This window comes from Nakamurella leprariae (assembly GCF_016918035.1).
In the GTDB taxonomy this organism is placed as follows: Bacteria; Actinomycetota; Actinomycetes; order Mycobacteriales; family Nakamurellaceae; genus Nakamurella; species Nakamurella leprariae.
In genome coordinates, this window is record NZ_JAERWK010000019.1 from 47,753 (window position 1) to 69,657 (window position 21,905).

General features: G+C 72.7%; 21 protein-coding genes. 8 read left to right on the forward strand and 13 right to left on the reverse strand.

From position 1 onward, the window contains the following. Position 1: 1 nt before the first annotated feature. From JL106_RS14520 to JL106_RS14530, 3 genes are all read right to left on the reverse strand, one after another. Positions 2 to 820 carry an ABC transporter ATP-binding protein gene (locus JL106_RS14520; protein ID WP_205261455.1) on the reverse strand — a complete coding sequence of 273 codons (819 nt, stop codon included), beginning with the start codon at positions 818 to 820 and terminating at the stop codon, positions 2 to 4. Between the two features lie 180 nt (positions 821 to 1,000). After that, the gene (locus JL106_RS14525; RefSeq protein ID WP_205261456.1) at positions 1,001 to 2,218 is read right to left on the reverse strand and encodes an ATP-binding protein; all 1,218 of its coding nucleotides are present in this window, start codon (positions 2,216 to 2,218) and stop codon (positions 1,001 to 1,003) included. A gap of 142 nt (positions 2,219 to 2,360) precedes the next feature. Then, complete coding sequence (locus JL106_RS14530) at positions 2,361 to 4,007, reverse strand: glycoside hydrolase family 13 protein (protein WP_236007716.1); 1,647 nt, start codon at positions 4,005 to 4,007, stop codon at positions 2,361 to 2,363. A gap of 253 nt (positions 4,008 to 4,260) precedes the next feature. Here JL106_RS14530 and JL106_RS14535 point away from each other — a divergent pair, with 253 nt between their 5' ends. Further along, on the forward strand, positions 4,261 to 5,343 hold the full coding sequence (locus tag JL106_RS14535; RefSeq protein WP_205261457.1) for a LacI family DNA-binding transcriptional regulator: 1,083 nt from the start codon (positions 4,261 to 4,263) through the stop codon (positions 5,341 to 5,343). A gap of 218 nt (positions 5,344 to 5,561) precedes the next feature. Next, entirely contained in the window at positions 5,562 to 6,740 is a 1,179-nt protein-coding gene (locus tag JL106_RS14540; protein ID WP_205261458.1) for a thiolase family protein, read from the forward strand. Between the two features lie 3 nt (positions 6,741 to 6,743). Here JL106_RS14540 and JL106_RS14545 read toward each other — a convergent pair whose 3' ends face one another. The 8 genes from JL106_RS14545 to JL106_RS14580 form a co-directional block, all read right to left on the reverse strand. Beyond that, positions 6,744 to 8,285, reverse strand: coding sequence for a class I adenylate-forming enzyme family protein (locus JL106_RS14545; protein WP_205261459.1), 1,542 nt, complete (start codon positions 8,283 to 8,285; stop codon positions 6,744 to 6,746). Beyond that, positions 8,282 to 9,025 (reverse strand): SDR family NAD(P)-dependent oxidoreductase, encoded by a 744-nt coding sequence (locus tag JL106_RS14550; protein ID WP_205261460.1) that lies wholly within the window; start codon positions 9,023 to 9,025, stop codon positions 8,282 to 8,284. The genes JL106_RS14545 and JL106_RS14550 overlap by 4 nt, the downstream gene beginning before the upstream one ends. Further along, positions 9,022 to 9,855: an SDR family NAD(P)-dependent oxidoreductase gene (locus tag JL106_RS14555; protein WP_205261461.1), complete on the reverse strand. Its 834-nt coding sequence runs from the start codon at positions 9,853 to 9,855 to the stop codon at positions 9,022 to 9,024. Before JL106_RS14555 ends, JL106_RS14550 begins: the two co-directional genes overlap by 4 nt. A 138-nt stretch (positions 9,856 to 9,993) precedes the next feature. After that, positions 9,994 to 10,806 carry a (2Fe-2S)-binding protein gene (locus tag JL106_RS14560; protein ID WP_205261462.1) on the reverse strand — a complete coding sequence of 271 codons (813 nt, stop codon included), beginning with the start codon at positions 10,804 to 10,806 and terminating at the stop codon, positions 9,994 to 9,996. A gap of 63 nt (positions 10,807 to 10,869) precedes the next feature. Continuing rightward, the gene (locus tag JL106_RS14565) at positions 10,870 to 11,979 is read right to left on the reverse strand and encodes an iron-siderophore ABC transporter substrate-binding protein (RefSeq protein ID WP_205261463.1); all 1,110 of its coding nucleotides are present in this window, start codon (positions 11,977 to 11,979) and stop codon (positions 10,870 to 10,872) included. Then, complete coding sequence (locus tag JL106_RS14570; RefSeq protein ID WP_205261464.1) at positions 11,976 to 12,854, reverse strand: ABC transporter ATP-binding protein; 879 nt, start codon at positions 12,852 to 12,854, stop codon at positions 11,976 to 11,978. Before JL106_RS14570 ends, JL106_RS14565 begins: the two co-directional genes overlap by 4 nt. Then, a complete protein-coding gene (locus tag JL106_RS14575) occupies positions 12,851 to 13,948 on the reverse strand; it encodes a FecCD family ABC transporter permease (protein ID WP_328842447.1) in 1,098 nt (365 codons plus the stop codon). The genes JL106_RS14570 and JL106_RS14575 overlap by 4 nt, the downstream gene beginning before the upstream one ends. Next, positions 13,945 to 14,976, reverse strand: coding sequence for an iron chelate uptake ABC transporter family permease subunit (locus JL106_RS14580; RefSeq protein ID WP_328842449.1), 1,032 nt, complete (start codon positions 14,974 to 14,976; stop codon positions 13,945 to 13,947). Before JL106_RS14580 ends, JL106_RS14575 begins: the two co-directional genes overlap by 4 nt. 181 nt (positions 14,977 to 15,157) lie before the next feature. Between JL106_RS14580 and JL106_RS14585 the strand changes: the two genes are divergently transcribed. From JL106_RS14585 to JL106_RS14595, 3 genes are all read left to right on the forward strand, one after another. Then, positions 15,158 to 15,937, forward strand: coding sequence for a FadR/GntR family transcriptional regulator (locus JL106_RS14585; RefSeq protein WP_205261465.1), 780 nt, complete (start codon positions 15,158 to 15,160; stop codon positions 15,935 to 15,937). 89 nt (positions 15,938 to 16,026) lie between these two features. Next, a complete protein-coding gene (locus JL106_RS14590; RefSeq protein WP_205261466.1) occupies positions 16,027 to 16,782 on the forward strand; it encodes an SDR family NAD(P)-dependent oxidoreductase in 756 nt (251 codons plus the stop codon). 167 nt (positions 16,783 to 16,949) lie between these two features. Continuing rightward, positions 16,950 to 18,539, forward strand: coding sequence for an NCS2 family permease (locus JL106_RS14595; protein ID WP_328842451.1), 1,590 nt, complete (start codon positions 16,950 to 16,952; stop codon positions 18,537 to 18,539). Between the two features lie 7 nt (positions 18,540 to 18,546). Here the strand turns inward: JL106_RS14595 and JL106_RS14600 are convergent, their stop codons facing one another. Beyond that, complete coding sequence (locus JL106_RS14600) at positions 18,547 to 19,173, reverse strand: maleylpyruvate isomerase family mycothiol-dependent enzyme (protein WP_205261467.1); 627 nt, start codon at positions 19,171 to 19,173, stop codon at positions 18,547 to 18,549. A 116-nt stretch (positions 19,174 to 19,289) separates the two neighbouring features. Here JL106_RS14600 and JL106_RS14605 point away from each other — a divergent pair, with 116 nt between their 5' ends. Genes JL106_RS14605 through JL106_RS14615 form a run of 3 tightly spaced genes read left to right on the forward strand, consistent with a single transcriptional unit; the run spans position 19,290 to position 21,141 of the window. After that, positions 19,290 to 19,880: a TetR/AcrR family transcriptional regulator gene (locus JL106_RS14605; RefSeq protein ID WP_205261468.1), complete on the forward strand. Its 591-nt coding sequence runs from the start codon at positions 19,290 to 19,292 to the stop codon at positions 19,878 to 19,880. Beyond that, on the forward strand, positions 19,877 to 20,638 hold the full coding sequence (locus JL106_RS14610; RefSeq protein WP_205261469.1) for an MFS transporter: 762 nt from the start codon (positions 19,877 to 19,879) through the stop codon (positions 20,636 to 20,638). Before JL106_RS14605 ends, JL106_RS14610 begins: the two co-directional genes overlap by 4 nt. After that, positions 20,629 to 21,141, forward strand: a complete 513-nt coding sequence (locus JL106_RS14615) for a hypothetical protein (RefSeq protein ID WP_205261470.1) — start codon at positions 20,629 to 20,631, stop codon at positions 21,139 to 21,141. The genes JL106_RS14610 and JL106_RS14615 overlap by 10 nt, the downstream gene beginning before the upstream one ends. 17 nt (positions 21,142 to 21,158) lie before the next feature. Here JL106_RS14615 and JL106_RS14620 read toward each other — a convergent pair whose 3' ends face one another. Further along, the gene (locus JL106_RS14620) at positions 21,159 to 21,836 is read right to left on the reverse strand and encodes a GntR family transcriptional regulator (protein WP_205261471.1); all 678 of its coding nucleotides are present in this window, start codon (positions 21,834 to 21,836) and stop codon (positions 21,159 to 21,161) included. Positions 21,837 to 21,905: the final 69 nt, after the last annotated feature.

A 21,905-nucleotide genomic window follows, 5' to 3' on the forward strand; every position in this document is an offset into this window, starting at 1 on the left:
ATCAGACCCGGCCGGCGATGGCCGTCCGACCGGTCCGGGCGGCCCAGCGGCCGTCGCCCTCGACGACCTCGATCGGATAGCCGAACGTCTCGGTGACGGCCCGGCTGGTCAGCGCCTCGCCCACCGGACCGGCCGCGACCAGCTGCCCGCGGGTCAGCAGCATGGCGTGCGTGGTCGTGGTGGGCAGCTCCTCGAGGTGGTGGGTGACCAGCAGCCAGGTCAGCTCGGGCCGGGTCACGGCCAGCAGGTCGAGCGTCTCCAGCAGCTGTTCGCGGGCGCCGATGTCCAGTCCGGTGGACGGTTCGTCGAGCAGCAGCAGCTCCGGGTCGGTGATGAGGGCGCGGGCGATGAGGGCCCGGCCCCGCTCGCCCTGGGACATGGTGGGCCAGCGCTTCTCGGCCTTGCCGCCCAGGCCGAACAGCTCGATGAGCCGGGTGGCGTGGTCGAGCTCGTCCGCGTCGGCCCGCCACCGGGGCGGCAGATCGACGCTGCCGGTGAGGCCGGAGAGCACCACGTCCTGCACGGTCAGCGGCGAGCGCAGCGGGTGCCGCGGGTTCACGTGCCCGATGCGGCGGCGCAGCGCCTGCAGTTCGACCCGCCCGATCTGGCTGTCCAGGATCCGGACGGTGCCGCTGGACGGGTGGGCGACCGCGCCGACCAGGCTCATCAGCGTGCTCTTGCCGGCGCCGTTCGGGCCCAGCAGCGCCCAGTGCTCACCGCGCCGGACGGTCACCGACAGGCCAGGGATGATCGTCTGGTCGCCACGGCGGAACGTGACGTCGTCGAGGGCGAGCGCGATCGGCGTGGCGGTCTGCGTCATGAGCGTCGGTACCTTGCTGTTCCGGTGTCGTGCGCCTCTGTGACGCGGCCGATCACGGTATCCGACGACGGCCGGTTCCGACCGGACGGCCGATGCACGTCACAGTGCCGGCTGTCGATCTCCGCGCCGCTGCTTGGGCGCCTTGGTTCCGTTGGCTGATCCCACAACAGTCGCGACGAGTCAGGGGCGGCGTCCGCGGGGACGTCCCTCCGGCTGTACCAGTTCTGGCATCGCACGCTTCATGTACCGATCGAAATGCGGGACGGTGAACGCCGCATACCCGTACTCAGGCGTGTACAGCAGGCCCATGTTGATGAGCTCGCTCCGGGTCGGCGCGACTTGCGGCGACGTCCGGTTGAGCTTCTCGGCAACGTCGCCGGCCTTCTGTGGCTGAGGTCCGAGTTCAGCCATGGCGCGCAGGTACATCCGCTGCATCCCGGTGGCGCGATCGAGGCGCACTGTGAAGAACGACTCATCCAGCTTCGACTCGTAGATGGGCATCGCGCGCTCGATGTCCGCTCGAGCGATCACCGGCCCTGGCGCGACACCCCACGCCGCGTAGCCCAGTTCCTGCAGGAAGTACGGGTACCCGCCGGTCACGTCGACGGCGAGGGCGAGGGCAGCGTCGTCGTAGTCAGCGGCCTCCGCGATCGCGGGGTCCCGGAGCGCGGATGCTGCATCTGTGGGCCCGAGAGTGCCGATCCTCGGGAACTTGAAGAGCCGTTCGGCATACGACTTGGCGTCACCCGCGAGTTCGGCGATCTGCGGGAGACCGGCCCCGACCATCGTCACCGGCAGGTTCCGTTGCACCGTCTTGTGCAGTGCGGCGATGATCGCTTCGAGTTGGACTTTGTTCAAGAACTGCACTTCATCGAGCAACAACACGATCCCGCGGCCGGCGTCCTGTGCGGCCTCTCCCACCGCGACCAACAGGTCTGACAGGTCCTGCTGGAGGTCTCCGTGATCGGCGTGGCCGAAGGAGGCTTCGCCGCTGACGCCCGCCGTCAGCGCACCCGACGGGTCGATCGACAGCGAGAACGACTTCAGGACGCCGGCTGCGCGCTTGAGTCGCCCGCCCCACCGATCGCGGGGTGACAGCTCGAACAATGCAGTTCGGACCCAGCCCGTCATCCGCCGCCGGAACTCGGAGTCGTCGTGCTTGGCGATCTCTGCCTCGATCACGACCCAGTCCTCGGACAGCGCTCTGGTGCGGAATCGACCGAGCAGAACTGTCTTGCCGACGCCGCGGAGCCCCGTGATGATCATCGACTGCTCGCTCCGACCCGCGCTCAACCGTCGCAACAGCACATCGAAGGTCACCAGTTGGTCGTTGCGGCCGGCGATGAGGGGAGGCTCGGCGCCAGCGTTCGGTGTGTACGGGTTGGCCACTGGGTCCACGGACCGAGCTTACCGACTTTTGTCGAGTTTAGCCGCTGCGGCTAAAGTGCTGAAAAGTCGGTCAGCAGCCAACCGCGCGATCGTCGACCGGTCGGGTGCGCTCCGTCGATCGGTGAGTGCGGGAACGCCGTGAACACCCGCCTCAGCCGGCCATCCGCACCCAGACCGCGGCGTTGCCCGCCAGCACGCCACCGGTCAGTGCGTCGTCGGTGCTGGCCACCAGCACCCGCCCACCGGCCAGCTCGGTCGGTAGCGGCGTGGGCTCGTCCGCGTAGTTGACGACGCAGGCGAAGCCGTCGCCCCGCCAGAAGGCGAGCAGGGTCGGCTCGGCGGTGTCGATCCAGCGCATCGGGCCGTCGCCGAGCGCCGGTTCGGCCCGCCGGGCGGCCAGGGCGGTGCGGTAGAAGGTCAGCGTGGAGGTCGGGTCGCCGTCCTGCGCCGCGGCGGTGACGGCGCCCCAGTCGGCCGGCTGCGGCAACCACGGGGTGCCGGCCGGGCCGAAGCCGAACGGCGCCGCGGTGCCGGACCAGGGCAGCGGCACCCGGCAGCCGTCCCGGCCGAGCCGATCCCCGTCGGTCTGGAAGAACACCGGGTCCTGCCGGTCCGCGGCCGGGATGTCGAAGACCTCCTCCAGGCCGAGTTCCTCGCCCTGGTACACGTACGCGCCGCCCGGCAGGGCCAACGACAGCAGGGTGGCCGCCCGCGCCCGGCGCAGGCCCAGCTGGCCACCGCCGAACCTGGTCACGTGCCGGATCACGTCGTGGTTGGACAGCACCCAGGTGGCCGGTGCGCCGACCCGGTGCAGCCGGCGCAGTGTCCCGTCCACCACGTCCCGCGCGGCGGCGGCGTCCCAGGGCGCCTCGAGGAAGTCGAAGTTGAAGGCGGTGTGCAGCTCGTCCGGCCGCAGGTACAGCGCGAACCGGTCCGGGTTCGGCACCCACGCCTCGGCCACGAAGATCCGCTCGCCGGGGTAGGCGTCGATGACCCGCCGCCAGCGCCGGTAGATCTCGTGCACGCCGTCCTGGTCCCAGTACGGGTGGTCGCCATCGTCGGTGGCCAGCAGCAGGTGGTGGCCGACCGGGTCGTCCAGGTCGGGGAGCGACTGGTCCTTGACCATCCCGTGGGCGACGTCGATGCGGAACCCGTCGACGCCCAGGTCCAGCCAGAAGCGCAGCACGTCGTCGAACTCGTCGGCGACCTCGGGATTGGTCCAGTCCAGGTCGGGCTGCTCCGGGGCGAACAGGTGCAGGTACCACCAGCCGTCGGGCAGCCGGGTCCAGGCCGGGCCGCCGAAGTTCGACGTCCAGTTGTTCGGCGGCAGGTCGCCGTCGGGGCCGCGTCCCTCGCGGAACACGTACCGGGCCCGTTCCGGGCTGCCGGGGCCGGCGGCGAGGGCGGCCTGGAACCAGGCGTGCGCCTCCGAGGTGTGGTTGGGCACCAGGTCGATGATCACCCGGAGTCCCCGCTCGTGCGCCTCGGCGACCAACGCCCGGGCGTCGTCCAGGGTTCCGAACGCCGGCTCCACGTCGCGGTAGTCGGCCACGTCGTACCCGGCGTCGGCCTGCGGCGACGGATAGAAGGGACTGAGCCAGATCGCGTCCACGCCCAGCTCGGCCAGGTACCCGAGCCGCTGCCGCGCCCCGACCAGGTCGCCCATCCCGTCACCGTCACCGTCGGCGAAGCTGCGCGGATAGATCTGGTAGATGACCGCCGACCGCCACCAGGGCGAGCGTGCATCGCCGGTGGGCGGCGTGGGCGCGGGGGCGACCTCGGTCGGGGCGTCGACCAGCACGTCGGTGGGTCGTTCGGTGGGAGGCGAGACGGTCACCGGAGGCCTTTCGGAGCGGGACGAGTGCGACGGCGGGACGGTCGGCGGTGGTGGCCCGGCCTGTCCTCGATTGAACCGCTTCAACCGCCCGAGTTCAAACGGCATTCCGTCCTAGCCAGAATCGTTGTTCAACAACCGGTTCCACTGACCTCCGGTGCCGGCCGGATTGGTGCTGCCGAATTGAAGGGGTTGACGTGATCGATACCCTGCCCGCGTGTCGCCCCGTCGCCCCGGCCCGTCGCGGCCGTCCCTGGCCACCGTGGCCCGGGCGGTCGGCGTCTCGGCGGCCACGGTGTCCAACGCCTACAACCGACCCGAGCGGTTGTCGGCGGGGCTGCTGCAGCAGATCCGCACGGAGGCGCAACGACAGGGGTACGCCGGTCCCGATCCGGTCGCCGCGCAGCTCAGCCGGGGTCGCACCGACACGCTCGGCCTGCTGCTGACCGCCCGGTTGCCGGCCGCGTTCAGCGATCCCGGCGCGGTGGCCTTCCTGGAGGGGTTGTCCACCGGGTGCCACGGCGCGGGGCTGAACCTGCTGCTCATCTCCAGCGAGCCGGTGGCGGGACGCGCACAGGTGCCGGGCCGGGCGGTCAGCAACGCTGTGGTGGACGGGTTCGTCGTCTATTCGGTGCGGGAGGACGACCCGTCCCTGCGGCAGATCCGGGACCGCCAGCTGCCCACCGTCGTGGTCGACTCACCAGCGCCGTTCCCGGGCGCGGACTGGGTCGGGCCGGACGACCGGGCCGGGGCGCGGCAGCTGGCCGAGGACCTGGTGGCGATGGGGCACCGTCGCATCGGGGTGATCACCGCGGGCGGCGGTGGGTACAGCGGCCCGGTCGGCCTGGCCCGGGTGGCCGCCGATCCGGTGGGTGTGCACCACCGCCGGGTGCTGGGGATCGCCGACGCGCTGGCCGAGGTCGGGGTGACCGACCTGCCGATCGAGGAACGGCCGGTCAACTCGGCCGCCGCCGGGGCCGACGCCCTGCACGCGCTGCTGACCCGGTGTCCCGAGCTGACCGCGGTGTGCGCGCTGATGGACGTGATGGCGCTCGGGGCGCTGGACGCGGCCCGGGCCCGCGGTCTGCACGTCCCGAGCGACCTGACCGTCACCGGCTACGACGACATCCCGCAGGCCGCGACGGCCGGCCTGAGCACCGTGCACCAGCCGCTGCAGGACAAGGGCCGGGTCGCCGCCGAGCTGTGGTTGAGCCACCGACCCGGCGGCGAGGACCGGCGCCGGGTGTTGCCCACGCACGTGGTGGTGCGGGGCAGCAGCGGGCCGCCGCAGGCGGGCTGACCCGGCGTCAGCCCACCGGTCACCTGGACGGCGCCGAAACGATCCAGTCATGACGGAGCCCCTGCCCGATCGTCCCGGGCGGCCGGGCCGACCCCACCCCGTCGCGGGGTCGGCGAGCCGGCACCGTCGACGAGCATCCCGGGGATGCCGCGGCCCGCAACTCGGCGCGATGCGCCCGCTCCGTTAGCCTGGATCAACGAAACCCGGGAGGACACACCATGGGCAACGCCGTCATCGTCGACGCAGTGCGGACGGCCTCGGGCCGCGGCCGGCCCGGAGGTGCGCTCTCGGAGGTGCACCCGGTGGACCTGCTGGCCGCCACCCTCACCGCGCTGGTCGAGCGCAACGGGCTCGATCCGGAGACGGTCGACGACGTCATCGGCGGGTGTGTCGACCAGGCCGGCGACCAGGCGCTGAACATCACCCGCAGCGCGGTGCTGCGGGCGGGATTCCCCGAGTCGGTGCCGGCGACCACGGTCGACCGGCAGTGCGGGTCGAGCCAGCAGGCCGCCCACTTCGCCGCGCAGGGGGTCGCGGCCGGCGCCTACGACATCGTCATCGCCTGCGGCGTCGAGTCGATGAGCCGGGTGCCGATCGGCATGCCGTCCCGGGGCGGCGACCCGCTCGGGCCGCTGGCCGAGCGCTACCCCGACGGGCTGCCGCACCAGGGCATCGGCGCGGAGCTGCTGGCGGTCCGGTGGGGCCTGGATCGCGCTGCGCTGGACGAGTTCTCGGCCGAGTCGCACCGCCGGGCCACGACGGCCGCGGCCGACGGCGCCTTCGACCGGGAGGTCGTGCCGGTGCGACTGCCGGACGGCAGCCTGCACACGGTCGACGAGACGGTGCGGCCCAGCACCACGGCCGAGTCGCTGGCCGGGCTCAGGCCGGCCTTCTTCGACGACGACTTCGCCCGCCGGTACCCGCAGATCGACTGGCGCATCACCGCGGGCAACTCCTCGCCGCTGACCGACGGCGCGTCCGCGGTGCTCATCATGGACGAGGCGAGGGCGGTGGAACTGGGCCTCACCCCGCGCGCCCGGTTCCACGCCTTCTCGGTGAGCGGCTCCGACCCGGTGGTCATGCTCGACGGCATCCTGCCCGCCACCCACAGGGTGCTGCAGCGGTCCGGCCTGGACCTGGCCGATCTCGACGCCTACGAGGTCAACGAGGCGTTCGCACCGGTGCCGATGCTCTGGACCGACGAGTTCAAGGCGGATCCGGCCCGGCTCAACCAGCGCGGCGGCGCCATCGCCCTGGGCCACCCGATGGGAGCCTCCGGGACCCGGCTGCTCACCACGCTGCTCGGCGTGCTGGAGAGCACCGGTGGCCGCTACGGCCTGCAGACCATGTGCGAGGGCGGCGGCATGGCCAACGCCACCATCATCGAGAGGCTCTGACCGTCAGGTGATCTGGCGGTCGGCGGACGTCCAGTAGGGCGCCCGCAGCGCCTTCTTGTCCGGCTTGCCGACCGCGGTGAGCGGGAGCGCGTCGACCAGCTCGATCGACTTCGGCCGCTTGTAGGTGGCCAGCTCCCGCCGTGCGTACGCGTCCAGCGCCGGCAGATCCACCGTGTCACCGGGTTTCACCACCACGAACGCGGTGACGGCCTCCCCCCAGGTTTCGTGCGGGACGCCGATGACGGCCACCTGCGAGATGCCGTCGAAGCGCTGCAGCACGCTCTCCACCTCGCTCGAGTACACGTTCATCCCACCCGAGATGATCATGTCCTTGGCCCGGTCCTTGAGATGCAGGTAGCCGTTCGGATCGAGCAGGCCGAGATCGCCGGTGCGCAGCCAGCCGTCGACCAACGCCTCGCTCGTGGCCTCCGGGTTGTCCAGGTAGCCGCGCATCAGGTACGGCGACCGCAGCTGCACCTCGCCGACGTCGCCGGGTGCGGCGACGCCGCCGTCCTCGGCGGCGATGCTCACCTCGCAGAGGGTGCCGGACGCGCCGCACGAGGTGAGCAGCTCCGGCTCGTCCAGCGCGCGCCGGTGGTCGGTCTTGGACAGGGTGGTGCCCCAGTTCGGGCACTCGGTCTGCCCGTACAGCTGGATGAACCCGGCCCGGACCGTGCTCAGCGCCTGCCGCAGCCGGGCCGGGGTGATCGGCGAGGCCCCGTAGACGATGGTCTGCAGCCCGGCCAGATCCTCACCGGTCCCGTCGATCGCGTCCAGCAGCTGGTAGATCATCGTCGGCACCAGGAACGTCCAGGTGACGCCGCGGTGCAGCACGCCCGAGATCAGGTCGTCCACTGAGTACTTCACTCCCAGCTCGACCGTCGCGCCGCGGATGAACGCCGCGGCGGCGAACCGGCCGGCCGAGTGCGAGAGCGGGCTGCTGAGCTGCAGCACGTCCTCCCGGCGGATCTCGCCCTCGATGATGTGGGCGAGCCAGTTGGTGCCCACCGAGGCGTTGGTGTGCACCACGCCCTTCGGGCGTCCGGTGGTGCCGCCGGTGTAGAAGATCACCGCGTCGTCCCCGGGACCGGACGGATCGAGCGCCCCGGCCGGCACCTCGACGGGCCCGTCGGCCCGCAGGCCGTCCCCGAACGAGACGTGCCGCCAGTTGCCGCGCGGCTCGGCCGATCGGATGCCGGGCAGTCGGCTCTGGGCCAGGTCCTCCAGCGTGACCAGGCACGTCGCGCCGGAATGCGCCATCAGGTACGCGATGTCGCCGTCGGCCAGCATCGGGTTGATCGGCACCTCGACCGCACCCATCCGCAGCAGCGCGAGGTCGGTGACCATGAACTCCGGGCTGTTGGTGAACAGCAGACCGACGCGGTCACCGCGGCGCACCCCCGCCTCCCAGAGGCGGGTCATCGCGACCTCGGCCAGCCGGCCGTACTCGGTGTAGGAGATCTCCCGGTCCCCGAATCGCATGGCGGTCTTCGGGCCACGCTGGGCGATGCTGCGCTCGAGCAGCGGCAGCGGGTGGTCGATCATGGTCGGGACATCCCTCCGTCGACGGTGAACGTGCTGCCGCTGATGTACGCGGCCTCGTCCGAGAGCAGGAAGGCGACGGTCGCCGCGATGTCCTCGACCGTGCCCAGCCGCCCGAGCGGCACCATGCCGCGGACCCGTTCGCCGTGCTGGTCGGCCAGGTGCTCGTTCATCGGTGTGATCACCGCGCCGGGAGCCACCGAGTTGCAGCGGATCCCGGCCGGGCCGAACTCCCGGGCGATGCCCCGGGTGAAGGACAGCACCGCGCCCTTGCTGGCCGCGTAGGTGGTGTCGCCGAAGATGCCGCCACCCAGGTGGGCGGCGATCGACGAGATGTTCACGACGGAACCACCGCCGCGGGCGATCATCCCGGGCAGCAGGCCGCGGGTGAGCTCCATGCCGGCCAGCACGTTCACCGCCATCGCCGTCCGGGCCGTCTCGTAGTCGGACTCCAGGTACGGCGACGTGGTGCCGATCCCGGCGTTGTTCACCAGCCCGCTGATCGGGCGGCCCGTCGCCTCGATCGCGGCCAGGGCGGCGGCGCAGCCGGCGCCGCTGCCGAGGTCGGCCTCGACGGTGCTCAGCGGCCGGCCGTCGTGCTCGCGGGCGAGCTGCGCGAGGCGGTCGGCGTTCCGGTCGACGGCCACCACGCCGGTGCCGCGGCTCAGCAGCAGCGACGCGATGCCCCAGCCGATCCCGCTCGCCGCGCCGGTCACCACCACGGCGGTGTCGGGCGCGGTCACCGGTCCATCACCGCGATGCTGTCCGCGCCGCCGTCCACGGACAGGGCCTGACCGGAGATGTGCCCGGCGAGCGGGCTGAGCAGGAACAGCACGGTGTTCACCACGTCGTCCACCACCACCGGGGTCGGCAGTGCGTTGCGGCTCAGGAAGCGACCCCACAGTTCGTCGGAGGTGGTGCCGAGCGCGGCCGAGCGATCGGCCAGCACCTGCCGGGCCAGCGGGGTGTCGACGATGCCGGGCAGCACGGCGTTCACCCGGATCCCGGCCGCGCCCAGCTCCCAGGCCAGGGTCTTGGTCAGCCCCACGACGCCCCACTTGCTGGTGGCGTACGGCGAGCGCATCGGGTACCCCAGCTTCCCCGCCGCCGATGACACGAAGACGACACTGGCCGGGCCGCCGTCGGCACCGGATGCACCGGGCCGGGACGAGCGGCCGCGCAGCGACGGAACGGCCTTCTTGGTCAGGATGACCTGACCCATGACGTTGACGTCCAGCACGGTCCGGAACGCGTCCAGGTCGACGTCCTCGACGGGGGCGTAGGGCCCGCCGATCCCGGCGTTGTTGACCAGCAGGTCGATGGGAGCGCCGTCGTGCGTGACGGCGGCCAGGAAGTCGTCGACGTCGGACTCCCGGGTGATGTCACCGGGGATCTGGTGGATGGTGCCGGCGCCGTGGTGCTGGGTCTCACGGGCCGCCGACAGGTCGATGGTCCACACGTCGGCGCCGCCGGCCGCGAGCTGGGCGGCCACCGCCCGGCCCAGGCCCGACGCTCCGCCGGTGACCACTGCCCGTCTGCCGGCCAGCCAGGTGGCGACGTCGACCGTGAACATGTGCGCCCCTCATCGTCGAATCGGCTCTGACTCGCGTGGGATCCGATCGGCCGGGAACGACGTCCATACCTGACGGTCGCCGACCAGAACGGGCCGGATCCGACCGTAACACCCGCCGTGATCTTCGAACCAGGCGGCTCAGTCGGCCGCCAGCCGGGTGGCCGCGGCTTGCAGCAGGTGCTCGCGGTCGTGCCGGCTGCGCTTGGGACACGCATCGCACTTGCCCAGGCTGGGCGTCTCGTACACCAGGCAGCACGAGCAGCGACGCAGGAAGCGCGCGGGAGTCGTTGTCGCCGCGCCGCTGTCGAGCGGGGTGTGGGCGGGCGGGACGTCGACGTAGTGCGGGGCGGGGAACGGCGCCCCGATGGCCCGGGCCACCGGCAGGGCCAGCGCGGTGGCGGCCGGCACGTCCCCCAGGGCCCGGCCGATCCACACCAACCGGTCGCCGACCGAGTCCGCGGCCAGCGCCCACAGCGGCCGTTGCCGCATGCCGCCGACCTCGGCCAGCAGCGGGATGACCTCGGTCAGGGTCTCCCGGAGCGCCGCGCCGAGCGCCGTCACCGGGTCGTTCCCGGTGAGCACCGCGCGGGAGGTGAAGCCGGTGATCCGGCCGTCCGGCGCCCAGTGCACCGTCATGTCGGCCAGCCGGGGCGAGAGCGCCTGCCCGGTGACGACCAGCGAGGCGAGCGCCGGGTGCGGCAGCCAGGCCGAGGTGGAGTACCACCAGAGCGTCGTGCGCACGCGGTCGTCGTCGGCCTGCCACAGCCGGCCACGCAGCCGGACCTGTTCGGTCAGCCAGTCCCGGTCGAGCAGCAGCTCGGCCGGCAGCGCCTCGGTCCCCGGAGCCGGCACCAGCGGGCCGTGCTCGGTCGCCGGCAGGGCGGCCAGCACCCGGCCGAGCAGGTGCGCGGCAGCGCCCGCTGGCGCGGCGGTGGCGGCGGGTTCAGGCACGGGGTACTCCCGGGGGTGGCGCCCCAGCCCCGGGACGGTCGCCCGGGGCCGGGGCGACCGGCATCACGCGGTGACGATCGCAGCCAGCTGCGGGGCGATGCCGTCGACGGCGATCGGGATGGACAGCGGGCTGGCCGCACTGAAGGCCTGGGCCACCTGGTCGTCCGCGGCCAGGAAGACGGTGCGGCCGTCCTTGACCACCGCGAGCGAGGCGATCAGCGGGTCGGCCTCCATCTCGGCCAGGGTGTACCCGATCGGGAACATCACGGCCACGTCGGCGTCGAACGCGGTGATCTGCTCGGCGGACACGGGCACGTAGAAGCCCTGGGCGGGCAGCGCGAGCACCGGCGGGTTCTGCTCGAAGCCCAGGTCCGCCAACAGGTCCCAGCGGGCGTCGCCGGCGATGTACGCGCCGTACGCGTCGCCGAACTTGGTGCCCGACACCGCGGTCTTCCCGGCGAACTGCGGGTTCGCGTCGGCGGCCTCGGTGATCGTCTCCTCGACCTGGCCGACCAGCGTCTCGCCGTCGGCCGAGAGGCCGAGCGCGTCGGCGACCAGCTGGGTCTGCACGTCCCACGCGGTGCCGAACGCCGCGGTGTCGGCCGGCGGGGACACGGTCGGCGCGATCTGCGAGAGCCGGTCGTACTGGGCCTGGTCGCCGGCGGAGCGGGTGTTCAGGATCAGGTCGGGGTCGAGGACCTGGATGGCCTCGTAGTCCAGCGAGTCACCGGTGTTGGCCAGCACGGTCGGCTCGACGTCGCCGAACCGCTCGGTGGCCCACGGGCCGACGCCCTTGTGCTCCTCGCCGAAGCCCTGCCAGTCGTAGACGGCGACGGGCTGCACGCCGAGGGCCAACGCGATCTCCGCGTCCGACCAGCCGAGCGCGACCACGGTGAGCTCACCGTCGGCCGGCACCGGGATCTCGACCTGACCGAACATGGTGTCGACGGTGGCGGGCAGACCGCCGGCCGCGGCCGCGCCACCGCCGGTGCTGCTGGAACCGGCACTGCTCGAGGCGGCACTGCTCGAGGCGGCGCTGGAGGACGCGGCACTGCTGCTGGTGCTCGAGCTGCTGGCGGCATCGTCACTGCCACCACAGGCGCTGAGCAGCATCGCGGCGGCGGCCACGCCGGCGATGCCGGCCATCGCGAGCCTCGGGCGGGGGAGCTTCATCGGGTTCCTTCCATCAGGGCGGTGCTGGGTCCAGCGGGCGCCGGGTGAGCGCCGGGATCGGGGAAGACGGGGGCGTGCGGGACGATCAGCGGGGTGTTCGTCTCCGGATCGGGGATGACGCGGGCGCCGACACCGAACACGTCGCGGACCAGGTCGGCGGTCACCACGTCCGTGGGGGCACCCTCGGCGATGATCCGACCCTGGTCGAGCACGATCAGGTGGGTGGCGTACCGGGCGGCCTGGTTCAGGTCGTGCAGCACGGCGACCAACGTGCGGCCCTCCCGCTGCAGGCTGGTGCACAGGTCGAGCACGTCGATCTGGTGCGAGATGTCCAGGTAGGTGGTCGGCTCGTCGAGCAGCAGGATCGGCGTGTCCTGGGCCAGGGCCATGGCGATCCACACGCGTTGCCGCTGGCCGCCGGACAGCTCGTCGACGACCCGGGTGGTCAGGTCGGCCAGGCCGGTGCGGGTCAACGCCTTCTGCACCGCGCGCTCGTCGTGCTCGCTCCACCGCTTGAGCGCACTCTGGTGCGGGTGCCGGCCCCGGCTGACCAGGTCGATGACGGTGATCCCCTCGGGGGCGATCGAGGTCTGCGGCAGCAGCCCGATCTGCCGGGCCAGCTCCTTGGACCGGGTGTGGGCGATGTCCGTGCCGTCCAGCAGCACGGACCCGCCGGTGGGCTTGAGCAGGCGCACCAGCGATCGCAGCAGCGTGGACTTGCCGCAGCCGTTCGGGCCGATGATCACCGTGAAACTGCCGTCGGGGATGCGGACGTCGAGGTCGTCGATGATGCGCCGGTCGCCGTACCCGGTGGACAGCGAGGTGGCGTGCAGGCGAGACGGGGCGGGATCGACGCTGCTCGTCGGCCGGGTCATCGGCGACTGCCTCTCCGGGAGGTGGCCAGCAGCCAGACCAGGTAGGCACCGCCCAGGCAGAGCGTCACCACCCCGACCGGCAGCTGGGTGGGGGCGATGACGGTGCGGGCGACGAGGTCGCTGGCCGCCAGCAGCAGCGCTCCGAACACCGCCGCCGGCAGGATCCGGATCCCGGGGGTGCCGGTCAGGCGCATGGCCAGCTGCGGCGCGGCCAGGGCGACGAAGGCGATCGGTCCGGCCGACGCCGTGACCAGCGCGATGAGCAGCACGCCCATGAGCAGCAGCACCACGCGGACGGTCTCGGCCCGGACGCCGACGCCGCGGCCGGCGTCGTCGCCCATCTCCAGCATCCGCATGTCCGCGGCCAGCCACAGCACCACTGGGCCACAGACGACCAGCCCGATGACGACGGGCAGCACGTTGCCCCAGGCGATCTCGGCCAGCGACCCGGCGCCCCAGCTGGCCGCGGTGATGGCCGCCTCGAGCTGCATGGTGGTCAGCAGCCAGGAGTTGAACGCGCTGAGGAACATGCTGAGCCCGACGCCGATCACCACGATCCGGGTGGCCGAGACACCGCGCTTGAAGGCGAGCAGGTGGACCGCGACGCCGGTCAGCAGGGCCCCGGTCAGGGCGCCGATCGAGGTGCCGACCGCGCTCCCGGTGGCGATGAGACCGGCGATCAGGGCGCCGGTGTAGGCGCCGGAACTGAAGCCGATGATGTCCGGGCTGCCCAGTGGGTTGCGGGTGATCGACTGGAACACGGCGCCGCCGATGGCCAGGGCCGCCCCACCGAGCAGGGCGAAGACCACGCGCGGCAGCCGCCACTCGAGCACGATCCGGCTGGTGCCGGTGGAGGCCGTCCCGGTGAACGCGGACCACACCTGCGCCACCCCGATGCCGGCACTGCCCACGGTCAGCGACCACACGGCGACCGCCAGCGCGACGAGCAGGAACAGCACGGTCAGCGCGGCCGCCCGGAGCTCGATGCGGGTGCTGAATCCGCCGAACCGGACGGGCGCGATGCCGCGCGGCCAACGCAGCGCGTCGGTGCCGGTCACGGTGTCGGGCCCGGTCCGCGGTCGGGTACTGGTCACAGGCCGCGCACCGCCTTGCGGCGGGTGAGCGCGATGAGCACCGGCGCGCCGAGGAAGGCGGTGACCACGCCGACCGGGAGCTCGGAGGACACCACGACCCGGCCCAGCATGTCCGCGGTGAGCATGAGGATCGGCGCGCCGAGCAGGCTCAGCGGCATCACCCAGCGCTGGTCGGGGCCGACGATGCTGCGGATGGCGTGCGGGACCATCAGGCCGACGAAGGCGATCGGCCCGGCGGCGGCGGTGGCGGCACCGCAGAGCAGTGTCACGGCGACGACCCCGGCGGCCTTGGTCGCCGCCGGCCGGGACCCCAGGGCGACGGCCAGGTCGTCGCCCAGCGAGAGCGCGTTCAGGGCCTTGGGCATGCACAGCGCGATGACCACGCCCACCGCGACGAACGGCAGCACCGCCCAGAGCGTGTCGAACTGCCGCCCCTGCAGCGACCCGGCGCTCCAGAACCGGACCCGGTCGAACACCGCCGGCTCCACCAACGTCACCGCGAAGCTGATCCCGGTGAGCACGGCGTTCACCGCGACACCGGTGAGGACCAGCTTGGTCGGGGTTCCGCCGGCCGGTCCACGGTTGCCGACCCCGTAGACGACCAGGGCGGCGATGAGCGCGCCGGCCAGCGCGCAGATCACCAGGGTGATGTTGACCGCGGTGCCCAGGATGGCGGCGGCGAAGACCACGGCCGTGTAGGCACCGGCGTTCACCCCGAGGATGCCCGGGTCGGCCAGCGGGTTGCGGGTCAGCGGCTGCATGATCGCGCCGGCCAGCCCCAACGCGATACCGACCACGACACACAGCAGCGTCCGCGGCACCCGGTAGTCCCGCACGATCAGGTCGGTCGAGCTGCCGGTGTCGTGCCACAGCGCCGACCACACGTCGGCGACCGGGATGTCGCCCGATCCGACGAACAGGCTCGCGATGACCAGGGCCGCCAGCAGGATCACGCCGACGACCACCGCGGTCGCCCTGCGGCCACCGCCGACCCGGGACCCGGCGTCGGGTCGCTCCAGCACCGTCACGCAGCACCCACGTGCGCGCGACTGGGCGACGGCCCGGTGCAGGTCATTAGGTGAGCCTAACAACACCGGGTGTGAGGTGGGTGTCGCGTGCTCCGACGATCAAGAGCCGGTGGCGGGCCGACGACGACGGAGAATGGTCGGGCTGAGCCGGCCGATCGGCCGTGGAGCGAGAGGACGTCCAGTGACCACCCACTTCACGGAGCAGTCGGCGCAGCCGGTGCGACCGGACCGGATCCGCTCCGCCGGCCTGGGACCGGCCGCGGTCGGGGAGACGCCGGGCAGCCGGGTCGAGCGGTGGCTCCGGCGGCAGATCGTCGAGGGTCACTGGCCGATCAACTCGCAGATCCCGACCGAGTCCGAGCTCATCGAGCAGCTGGGGGTCAGTCGGTCCACGCTGCGTGAGTCGCTCCGGGTGCTGGTGCACCTGGGCATGCTGGAGAGCGGCCGGGGCCGCGGGACCTGGGTGCGGGCGCTCAGCCCGGTCGACCGGGTGCTGAGCGTCTACCTGCAGGAGAACGACGGCACCGACATCGTCGAGGTGCGGCGGGCGTTGGAGATCGAGGCGTCGGGCTTGGCCGCGTCCCGGCGCACCGAGGCCGACCTGGCCGCGCTGCACGCCAGCCTGGACGCCAGCGAACGGGTCTCGCCGAACGTGGAGCGGGGCCGGGTGCCGGGCGACTTCCACTTCCTGATGGTCCGCTCGGCCCGCAACCAGCTGCTCTCGGACATGTACGCGGGACTCATCGGGGCGCTCCGCACCCACGTGGACAGCGGCCGGATCCGGCGCCGGACGGTGTCCGGGGACGAGGTCAACGCCGAGCACCGGGCGATCCTGGCCGCGATCGAGGCCGGGGATCCGGACCGGGCCCGGGCCGAGTGTGCGGCCCACACGGCGCGGGAGTACGTCCTCGGGGCGACCTCGGGAGCCGTCGCGGCGGATCGGGCGGTGGCCGGCGGCTGAACGCGTCGGCAGGTCCTGCGCTCGTCCCTCGGTGGCCGGTCTCCCGGACCGACCTTGCATCGGAAGTGATCGGCAGCGACGCTCTCGGCATGGCCACCTATGACGTCCATGACCGTGTCGCGCTCGTCACCGGCGCCGCCTCGGGGATCGGCCGCGCCGTGGCCACCCTGCTGGCCGCGAACGGTGCCGCCGTGCTCGTGGCCGACCGCGCCGGGGACGCGGCGGAGTCGGTCGTCCGCGAGATCACCGAGGCCGGTGGGGTGGCCCGCTCGTTCGCCGGGGACGTCACCGATCCCGACTCGGTCGCTGCGATGGTCGCCGCGGCCGGAGCGATGGGCCCGCTGCGCATCGCGGTCAACAACGCCGGGATCAGCGGCACCGGTGGGCCGGTCGGCGAGTACCCGCTCGAGTTGTGGCGGCGGGTCATCGACATCGACCTGGACTCGGTCTTCCTCTGCCTGCGGGCCGAGCTGCCGGCGATGGTCGCGGCCGGAGGCGGTGCCGTGGTCAACGTGTCGTCGGTCATGGGCGCCGTGGGCACCCAGGAGATCTCGGCCTACGTGGCGGCCAAGCACGGGGTGGTGGGGCTGACGAAGACGGCGGCGCTGGAGTACGCCGCGCACGGGGTGCGGGTGAACGCCGTCGGACCGGCCTACATCGACACCCCGCTGCTCACGGGTCGTTTCGAAGGTGAACGGCTCGAGGCGCTGCGGCTGCGACATCCGCTGGGCCGGCTGGGCACTGCGGAGGAGGTGGCGCAGCTGACCGCGTTCCTGGTGAGCGACGCCGCCTCCTACATCACCGGCTCCTACCACGCGGTGGACGGCGGCTACACCGCTCAGTGACCCCTGCTCCCGATCGTGCCGTGGCGTGAGCCGGGCACCGGTCGGCGACGCGTCCCCGGGCCGACTCGGCCGGCGGGCCCGCCGTCTGTCAGAGTGCCCAGTGCAGTCATCGGTGACTGAAGGTGATCAACTCCGGGTCCGGTGGACCCGGCCGCGAAGGGGCTCTCGTGACCAGCAGTGATCAGCCCGCCCGCCCGGATCCGTCCCGCGGTGCAGCTCCGCCGGACGCCCAGAACACCGAGTTGGAGGCCGCGTTCGCCCGCACCGCTCGGGACGGCACGACCGGCGAGGCGGCAACCGCCACCACCACCGGCGGCGTCGACCGGTCGGCCGTCGGCCGCTGGTTCGGCGTCCGCCGCAGCGGCTCCACGTTCGGCCGGGAGATCCGCGGCGGCCTCGTCACCTTCGTGACGATGGTGTACATCGTGGTGCTGAACCCGCTGATCATCGGCACGGTGCCGGATGCCACCGGTGGCTTCCTGGGTGGCGGGGCCGGACCGGACCTGGCCGCCGTCGCCGCGGTGACCGCGCTGGTGGCCGGGGTGATGACGCTGGTCATGGGCATCGTCGGGCGGTACCCGTTCGCCATGGCCGCCGGACTCGGGCTCAACGCCTTCGTCGCGTACCAGGTGGCCAGCCAGATGTCCTGGGCCGCGGCGATGGGCCTGATCGTCATCGAGGGCCTGGTCATCTGCCTGCTGGTGGTCACCGGGTTCCGGACCGCGGTGATGAACGCGATCCCGGCGCCGCTGAAGAAGGCGATCGCCGCGGGCATCGGCCTGTTCCTGGCGCTCATCGGATTCGTCGACGCCGGCTTCGTGCAGGCCGGTGCGGGCACCCCGCTGCAGCTCGGTCCGGACGGGCAGCTCGGTGGCTGGCCGATCCTGGTCTTCATCGTCGGTCTGCTGCTCACCGCGGTGCTGATGGCCCGCAAGGTCACCGGCGGCATCCTCATCGGCATCGGCGTGGCCACCGTGCTGGCCATGATCATCGAGGCGATCGCCGACATCGGCGCCGGCGGCCCGGACAACCCGACCGGCTGGCACCTGAACGTGCCGTCGTTCGCCGGCAAGGAGTGGGGGCTGCCCGACCTGCAGCTGCTCGGCAACTTCTCGCTCGGCGCGGGGATCTCCACCGCCGGCGTGCTGACCGTGGTGGTGCTGGTCTTCTCGTTGCTGCTCTCGGACTTCTTCGACTCGATGGGCACCACGATCGGGCTGGCCAGCGAGGGTCGCATGCTCGACAAGGACGACAAGCTGCCGCGGGTCGGCACCGTGCTGCTGGTCGACGGGGCTGGCGCGGTCGCCGGCGGTGCGGCGTCCAGCTCGTCCGCGACGATCTTCGCCGAGTCGGCCGCCGGCATCGGCGAGGGTGCCCGGACCGGTCTGGCCAGCGTGGTCACCGGGGTGCTGTTCCTGATCACCGTGTTCCTGGCCCCGCTCGCCCAGTTGGTGCCCTCCGAGGCCGCCGCGCCCGCGCTGGTGGTGGTCGGGGTGCTGATGATGGCGCAGGTCAAGGACATCAAGTGGGACGACTTCACCACGTCGCTGCCCGCCTACCTGACCATCGTGCTGATGCCCTTCACGTACTCGATCACCACCGGGGTGGGCGCCGGCTTCATCTCGTACGTGGTGCTGCAGGTGGCCACCGGCCGGATCCGGAAGATCCATCCATTGCTCTGGATCGTGACCGTGCTGTTCGTCCTGTACTTCGCCATCACCCCGATCGAGACCTGGCTGGGTGTCGTCCGCGGCTGATCACCGATCACGGGCGTTCCAGCCGGCGGCGCAGGACGGGCAGACCGGGACCGGCCAGCTCGGGCAGGGGATCGGGCCGCCCGGCCATGGCCATCAGCAGCGCCTCGGCCGGGCCGGTCACCTCGGGGCCGCGGCCGTGGCGCCAGTCCAGATCCGTGGCCCGGAGCATCATCCCGCGGACCCGCCACAGGCCGCCGAGCAACGGCGACGTGAGCGCGAACGGCAGCACGACGCGGAGACGCTCCGGTGGAACCGCTCGCGGCCGGCCCAGCGCCCGCCGGATGTCCTGCTGATGGATCAGTCCGTCGGTGAGCGCGATGCGGCCGCCGAACTGCGCCGTCAGTCCCCGCGGCTCCGGGTGGCGCCGGTACTGCTCCAGCACGGCGGCGGGGTCGGCGCGGCGGGCGGCCCGGACGCCGAGGTCGTTGGCCCGGTGCGGATTGCCGCGGCCGCGGACCATCTGTCGGAGCAGCTCGCGCGCCGACAGGCCGTCGTAGCTGATGACGTGGGCCGCCACGTCCTGGACCGTCCACCGGTCGCACAGCGACGGTGCCGCCCATTGGCGGGGCGTCAGCTGCTCGAGCAGCTCGACCAGGTCAGCCCGCTCGGCGCGGGCCAGGTCGTTGACGGACATCGGGCCTCCCCGTCGACGGCATCGGCCGGCCGATCGTCCCACGGTGCCGCGCGTCGACCTCCCGACGGTCCGCACGATGGCTTGACGGAATGAAGACGACCGGTCATATTCAAGCGGTGCCTCGCCCCAGTTGCCGTCCGCAGATCGTCGAGGCGGCCGTGTCCGAGTTCCACCGGCTCGGGTACCACGGCTGCTCCGTGGACACCATCACCAAGGCCGCCGGCGTCCCCAAAGGGTCCTTCTACAACCACTTCTCCGGCAAGGACGAGCTCGCGGCCGAAGTGGTCGGGCTCTACCAGAGCCGGTCGGCGTTCCGCGAGTACGAGCCGGCCGGGGACGAGTCCCCGCTGACCGAGCTGCGTGGCCGGTTCCGGGCGGTGGCCGAGCGGCACCGGGACCGCGACTTCGCCCGGGGGTGTCTGCTGGCCAACCTGGGTGCCGAGCTGGGCGGGTCGGTCCCGCGTGTCCGCGACGCAGTCGACGAGGCCTGGCGCGGGTGGACCGCGCGGGTGGCCGACCTGGTGACCCGGGCGGTGGCGGCCGGCGAGCTGCCCGGCGGCGTGCGACCGGAGGCCTACGCGCGCTTCCTGCTCGACGCCTTCGAGGGCGCGGTGACCCGGGCCAAGGTGGAACGGTCGATGACGCCGCTCGACGACTTCTTCGACCACGCCTTCGGTCTCGTGTCGGCCGGCGGGACACGGGCATGACCACCGTCGATCCGGCCACCGGGACCGCCGGACCCGCCATGCCGGACGCGACATCCCGCTCTCGGCGGCGGTTGTCGCCCACCGGCTCGTTCTGGGCGATGACCCTGGCCTACTTCGGCCTCATGGTCGCCGCGGGGGCACCGTCACCGATCTACCCGATCTACCAGCAGCACTGGCAGTTCGCGACCAGCACGCTCACCGAGATCTTCGCCGTCTACGCCGTGGCGCTGCTGATCGCCCTGCTGACCGTCGGGGGCCTGTCGGACTTCATCGGCCGCCGCCCGGTGGTGGTGGCAGCCATGGTGCTGTTCGCCGCCGACATGGTCGTGTTCGCCGTCGCCGACGGGGTGGCCTGGCTGTTCGCCGCGCGCATCCTGCAGGGGGTGGCCGCCGGCCTGTCGATCGGTGCCCTGTCGGCCGGGATGATCGACCTGGCTCCGCCCGGCCGGATCCGGTTCGCCGCGGTGCTGAGCGCACTGCTGCCCGCGATCGGCCTGGCGACCGGCGCCGTGGTGGCCGGCGCCTTCGTGCGCTGGCTCCCGCATCCCACGCAGCTGCTGTTCTGGATCCTGACCGGCGTCTTCGTCCTCCTGGCCGGGGCGGTCCTGGCGATCCGCGAGACCGGAGCGCGGCGGCCGGGAGCACTGCGGTCGTTGGCGCCCCGCGTCCGGATCCCCGTCCACGCCCGGTCGACGTTCCTCCGGCTGGTCCCGGCCATGGTGTTCCCCTGGGCGCAGCTGGCCTCACGTTGTCGCTGACCTCGTCGGTGGCGGGCCGGGTCCTCGGTGTCGACGACCCGTTCCTGGTCTGCCTGCTGGTCGCGCTGCCGTGTTCGGCCGGGGCGGCGAGCGGGTTCGTGCTGCGCGACACGCCCGGTCGGCCGGCCACGCTGGCCGCCTCCGCGTTGGTCGTGCTCGGCGCCGCGATCACGATCCCGGCGTTGCACGCGTCGTCCACGCTGTGGTTCGCGGTGGGCTCCACGGTCGCTGGGCTGGGCGTCGGCGCCGCGCTCAGCGGGACCTTCAAGGTGCTGGCCCCGCTGCCGGCGCCCGCCGAGCGGGCCGAGTTCTTCGCCGCCTTCTTCGTGGTCGGTTACCTGGCCTTCAGCATCCCCGCGGTGATCGCCGGGTTCGCCGCCGCCTCGGTGGGTCTGGTCATCACCGGCACGGTGTACGCCGTCGGCCTGATCGTGCTGGCCGTGGGCGCCGCGGCCGCGATGACCGTGACGGGCGGGCCACGCGTCGAGCAGTCGCGCGAGTAGGACGGTCCGGCCGGACCTCAGCCGCCGTCGGCGGGCGCCGATTCCTGCGCCATGGGCGCGACGAGCTGTCGGATCCGGGTGTCCCGGTCGTGGGCCAGGTGCTCGAGCATCCGGTGCCGGGCCAGCTCGGCGTCCCCGGCCCGCACGGCCTCCAGCACCGCGTCGTGTTCGCGCAGGCTGTCGGCGAACGCCGGGTCAGCGTCGGACGGCGTGGCCGGGGTCCGCCACGGCGCACTCAGCTTCACCTGCGCGTCCAGGGTCCGCAGCAACGCCGAGATGGTGTCGTTGTGCGCGGCCCGCCGGATGCCGTCGTGCCACTCGTTGAGCAGCCGGCGCACCGTGGCGGCGTCGTCCGCCCGCCGGGCCTGCGTACTCAGCTCGTCCAGCCGGGCCAGGTCGATCGGGCTGTGCCGGCCGGCGGCGGCGAACGCGGCGGCGGAATCGAGCACCGCCCGCACCTCGAAGATCTCCAGGATCTCCTCGTCGCTGCGCCGCCTGATCACGAACCCGCGGGTGGTGGCGACCAGCAGGCCGTCGCGTTCCAGCAGCCCGAGCGCCTCGCGGACCGGCGTGCGGGAGACGGCGAACTCCTCGCTCAGCACGGCGGGGATGAGCGAGGCGTCCGGGTCGTAGTGGCCGGACGCCAGTCGGGCGCGCAGGGTGTCGTAGACGGTGTCGCGGGCGCTGCGTGCCATCCGGTCCTCCCGCTCCGTCGCCGCCGGGGTCGATCCCGGTGTCCCGGCCGATCGCCGCGCGGGACGCTA

Bases quoted from the DNA above. Each gene is read 5' to 3' on its own strand.
- JL106_RS14520 (WP_205261455.1), bottom strand. From the start codon at position 820: ATGACGCAGACCGCCACGCCGATCGCGCTCGCCCTCGACGACGTCACG.
- JL106_RS14540 (WP_205261458.1), top strand. From the start codon at position 5,562: ATGGGCAACGCCGTCATCGTCGACGCAGTGCGGACGGCCTCGGGCCGC.
- JL106_RS14545 (WP_205261459.1), bottom strand. From the start codon at position 8,285: ATGATCGACCACCCGCTGCCGCTGCTCGAGCGCAGCATCGCCCAGCGT.
- JL106_RS14555 (WP_205261461.1), bottom strand. From the start codon at position 9,855: ATGTTCACGGTCGACGTCGCCACCTGGCTGGCCGGCAGACGGGCAGTG.
- JL106_RS14565 (WP_205261463.1), bottom strand. From the start codon at position 11,979: ATGAAGCTCCCCCGCCCGAGGCTCGCGATGGCCGGCATCGCCGGCGTG.
- JL106_RS14570 (WP_205261464.1), bottom strand. From the start codon at position 12,854: ATGACCCGGCCGACGAGCAGCGTCGATCCCGCCCCGTCTCGCCTGCAC.
- JL106_RS14590 (WP_205261466.1), top strand. From the start codon at position 16,027: ATGGCCACCTATGACGTCCATGACCGTGTCGCGCTCGTCACCGGCGCC.
- JL106_RS14600 (WP_205261467.1), bottom strand. From the start codon at position 19,173: ATGTCCGTCAACGACCTGGCCCGCGCCGAGCGGGCTGACCTGGTCGAG.
- JL106_RS14610 (WP_205261469.1), top strand. From the start codon at position 19,877: ATGACCACCGTCGATCCGGCCACCGGGACCGCCGGACCCGCCATGCCG.
- JL106_RS14620 (WP_205261471.1), bottom strand. From the start codon at position 21,836: ATGGCACGCAGCGCCCGCGACACCGTCTACGACACCCTGCGCGCCCGA.